This window comes from Glutamicibacter sp. BSL13 (assembly GCF_052928425.1).
On record NZ_JAVGCZ010000155.1, the window covers coordinates 1 to 4,133 of the forward strand.

The 4,133-nt window shown below is 70.7% G+C and carries 3 protein-coding genes; 2 read left to right on the top strand and 1 reads right to left on the bottom strand.

What is annotated here, in order from left to right; all coding sequences use genetic code 11:
• The coding region (locus tag RCJ92_RS15160) for an FtsK/SpoIIIE domain-containing protein (RefSeq protein WP_446755025.1) at positions 1-2,968 on the top strand (2,968 nt) is incomplete at its 5' end.
• A 75-nt stretch (positions 2,969-3,043) separates the two neighbouring features.
• On the opposite strand, the gene RCJ92_RS15165 is transcribed toward RCJ92_RS15160, so the two are convergent.
• On the bottom strand, positions 3,044-3,448 hold the full coding sequence (locus tag RCJ92_RS15165) for a hypothetical protein (RefSeq protein ID WP_138172930.1): 405 nt from the start codon (positions 3,446-3,448) through the stop codon (positions 3,044-3,046).
• A 371-nt stretch (positions 3,449-3,819) separates the two neighbouring features.
• Between RCJ92_RS15165 and RCJ92_RS15170 the strand changes: the two genes are divergently transcribed.
• Positions 3,820-4,068, top strand: coding sequence for a WhiB family transcriptional regulator (locus RCJ92_RS15170; RefSeq protein WP_138172928.1), 249 nt, complete (start codon positions 3,820-3,822; stop codon positions 4,066-4,068).
• Positions 4,069-4,133 lie beyond the last annotated feature (65 nt).

Sequence of the window (4,133 nt, forward strand, 5' to 3'; positions counted from 1 at the left end):
CCGGTGGCTGGGCGCCACCAGCCCACCACCGCTGCTCTTCGGCGACGGGGTGTGGGATCCGGGGGCCGGCGCCTCAGGCGGGGCATCGGGCGGGGCACCGGGCGGCGGCGCCGGGAGCACGGGTGAGCACCGGTTCCTTGAGCCCGGCCGGCGCGGCAGCCTGGCCGCCGCCAGCCCGGTGTTCGCGCTGCGGCCCACCGGGGCCTGGCAGCTGCGGGCGAGCCGCCCCGGGCAGGCGGTGCCGGTATTGCTGGCGTTGCTCGCCCAGCTGCTGCCCTCGGTGGTGTGCGGGACCCGGCAGCTGGTGCTCGATCCGCACCTGCCGGATTTGCCCAGCACGCTGCTGCTGTTGCCTGGCGTGCGACTCGGGGTGCCGCCGGGCCACGGGGCGCAAGCGCTGGCGTTGGCCGGGCCGTTGCCCCCGACCAATACCGGTGCCGGGATCAGTCCGGACGGTGAGGTGGGCCGGAATCCGCCGGTCTACGTGCTCGCCGGAGCCGCCGCTGCGGTGCCCGGCGCCCTGGTGCTGGGCCTGGGGCCGGGGCCGGGGCCGGTGAGCGAGAACGTGCAGTGGATCGACGTGCACACCCTGGCGTGCCAACTGGATGATCCACAGGCACGCTTGGACAGTCTGCACCGGCTGGCGCCCGAACATTTCGCCCGGCTGGTCGAATCGCTGCTGCTGCAGCACCGGGCAACCCAACCCCTGCTGCCCGGGCCGCATCGGGCCCCGGCGCACACCACTGGCCCGGCGGAGACCACTGGCGCGGCGGAAACCCTGACCTGCACGCTGGGCGTGGATGACCAAGGGGCCGCCGTGCAGCTGGACGTGCTGCACGACGGGCCGCACCTGCTGCTGGCCGGAACCACCGGGTCGGGCAAGTCCGAGGCGCTGCGCCGGATCATCACCGAGCTGAGCGCCCGGTACGCTCCGGGGGACCTGGCGCTGGCGCTGGTGGATTTCAAGGGCGGGGCCAGCCTGTCCGTCTTCGCCGCGCTGGCCCACACCCAGCTGTTCGCCAGCGACCTGGACGCGGCCGGCGCCTTGCGGATGCTGCAGCAGCTGGAGCTGGAGATCGGACGGCGCGAGCGGCTGCTGCACGCGCACGGATGCGGCGACATCGCCCATTACCGCCAACACCGCGGCCGCCAGGATCCGCCGCTGCCGCGGCTGCTGGTCATCGTCGACGAGTTCCGGGTGTTCCTGGACGATGCGCCCGGCGCCGCGCAGCGCATCGACCGGATCGCCACGGTGGGCCGGGCGCTGGGCATCCACCTGCTGCTGTCCACGCAAAAACCCGGCGGCACCCTCAGCGGGCAGACCCGGGCAAACATCAACACCGTGATCGCCCTGCGGGTCAGGGACCCGGCCGAATCCAGCGACCTGGTCGGCACCCCGCAGGCCGCCCACTTCACGCTGCCGGGCCAGGCGGTGCTCACCTCGCCCACCATCGGACGCCGGGTACTGCGCTTTGCGCTGGCCGCCCCGACCGCGCCGCACGGGATACTCGTCGAACGGCACCGCCGGGGTTTTGGCCTCACCTCCCCCAGGCCCTTCGGGCGGGCGCCCACGGCGGCGGAGGCGATGGGCTTGCTGGATGCCCACGTCGCCGCGCTGGCCGCGCGCTCGGCGGACAGTTCCCCGGCGCCCAGCCCCTTTGCCCCGCCGCTGCCGACCGGGCTCGGTGCGCCAGCGCTGCCGCCTGGGATGGCACCGGCCGCCCTGGAACCCGGGCAGAGCACATGCGGCTGGGTGGATGAGCTCGCCGCGGGGACGTGGGGTCCGCTGCTGCCCGCGACGGCCGCGGCAGGTGCCCTGCTCGTGCACGGGCTGCCCGAATCCGGCACCGCCTACCTGGCCGGGCAGCTGGCCCGGATTCCGCGGCGGATCCTGTACTTTGATGCTGCCCCGTTGCCCGAGATCCGGGCTGAAGCCGCCCCGTCCCCGCCCGGGCACGCGCCGCACCTGCTGCTGTTCACCGGCCAGGACGCCTACCGCGTGGCCGACGCCCTGGATTTTTTGGCCGCGGGCCGCGCACTGGATGACGTGCTGGTGGTGGTGCGCAACATGGGCGCGCTAGCCGCTGCCCTGCCCCCGGCCCTCTTCGCCCACCTTGACGACGTGTTGGGCACGGTGATTCGCCAGGCCTCGGGCAGCGGGGCGAACGTGGTGCTCATCGGCGATCGGGACACCTCGGCGCTCAAGTGCGCGCAGCTGTGCGCCGCCCGGTGGTATTTCCCGCTGGGCGCCCCGCAGTCGCTGCAGATGATGTGGCCGAAGCTGCCGGCCGTCTCCGCGCTAGTGGGGCGCGGGGTGGCGGTGGACGCCGCTGGCGCCACCCGAACCATCCAGCTGACGCAGATCGCCGCACCGCCACCTAACCGGCCGCGCTTCACCACGCTGCAATCATCTGGTGCGGACAACGCCGCGCCGGCGCGGGACTATCCGCGGGGATATCCGCTGGGGCTCGGCGGGCTGCTGGCTGAGCCGGTCGCCTTCTTCCCGCAGCGGATCGGCTTCGTGCTGGTTGCGGACCCCGGGTTGCGCCGCACTGTCGCCAAGGTCCTGTGCTCGCGCTGGGCAATGACGCTGCACCGGGATACCGCAGCGGACGGTGAACACCGGGCGCAACCCGCCGCGGACCCGGGCCCCCGCCGGGCCGGCTTCCTGCTTGAAACTGCGGTCGGGCCCGGGCAGCTGGGTCTGATCAACGAGCTGGCACAGCAGGGATGCGCGCCGGTGGTGTTCTGCGCCCCCTCCATGCGGCTGGCCTACGAATTCGGGCTGCCCGGACTGCAGATCGATGAACGCGAGGTGGTGGTGATTGAGCCGCGCCATCCCCTGGACCTGCAACCGCTGGCCTGGGGCCCGCTGCCGGCCGCGGAAGCGGAGCGAGCCGATGGATCGTGGCGGGCGGTGTGCAGCATTGCCGGTCAGCCGCGGCAGGTGCTGATCCCCCACCCCTGAAACGCCCACTCGTCGAGGCGCGACGCCGCCCCACCGGCCGCAATCATCTTGAGGTGACGGTGGCGGGGTGGGCGGCTAGTGGGTCTTGCGGTCGCCGAGGAACGCGGTGGTCTGCGGGGCGAAGAGCAGCACCAGGGCGATGGCGGCCACGAAGAACGCGGCCACGGCCGCGCCAATCAGCTCGGTCTGGAAATAGGTGGTCGCCAGGATCACCTGGAACAGCTGCCAGGCCACGATCGCGGCCCGGGTCCAGGCCCGGCCCTTGAAGAAGCTGAAAGCCACCCAACCCTGCCAGACGCCGGCGGCCAGGCAGAGGACCACCATGAAGATGCGCCCGGACATGTTCAGCACGCCCGGGTCGTTGATGTGCATCAGGTAGTTGATGCCATAGGCCAGCACGGCCACCGCTTCGAGCAGCACCAGTGCCGCCACGGTCTTCACGCTGGCGGGACGGGCACCGGAAAGTTCGTTGTTGCTCACGGGTTTAAATCTATCGTTTCCCCGCGGGATCTGGCCAAACAGCGCCACTTGGACCGAAATGTGATTCAGGAACCCATTGTCAAATTCGGGCCGCTGCGGTACGCAATGATTCGTAGTGCGGTTTGTGACTAAGCACTCAGGGTTTACCGCTGATTTCCCTAAAACGACCCTTGTTTACTTACCTGTAACATGAAAACCTTATGAAGTTGGTTCCGGAAGTCAGTGCTTGCCGGACACTATGAAGATTTCGGTTCGTCTCGCATACAGCGACACGAGTTCCACTCCCCCGGCCGTTGCAGCATTGCCAGCCGATCCCTGCGGACGTGGAACCCGGATGGACCTCCCGGCAATTTCAAGGAGCATCAATAAGCATGGATTGGCGTAGCCGCGCGGCGTGTCTGGACAAGGACCCGGAGCTGTTCTTCCCCGTAGGGAACACAGGACCGGCTTTGTTGCAGATCGAAGAGGCCAAGAGCGTCTGCCGCCGTTGCGAAGTCGTGGAAACCTGCCTGCAGTGGGCCATCGAGTCCGGCCAGGATGCCGGCGTGTGGGGCGGCATGAGCGAGGACGAGCGTCGGGCCCTCAAGCGCCGCGCCGCCCGGGCCCGCCGCGCCTCCTAGGCACCTGCCGCTGGGGCGGTGCCGGGGTCAGCGCCCGCGCAAGCCTTCACCCGATCCGCCAGAAC

Bases quoted from the DNA above. Each gene is read 5' to 3' on its own strand.
- RCJ92_RS15170 (WP_138172928.1), top strand. From the start codon at position 3,820: ATGGATTGGCGTAGCCGCGCGGCGTGTCTGGACAAGGACCCGGAGCTG.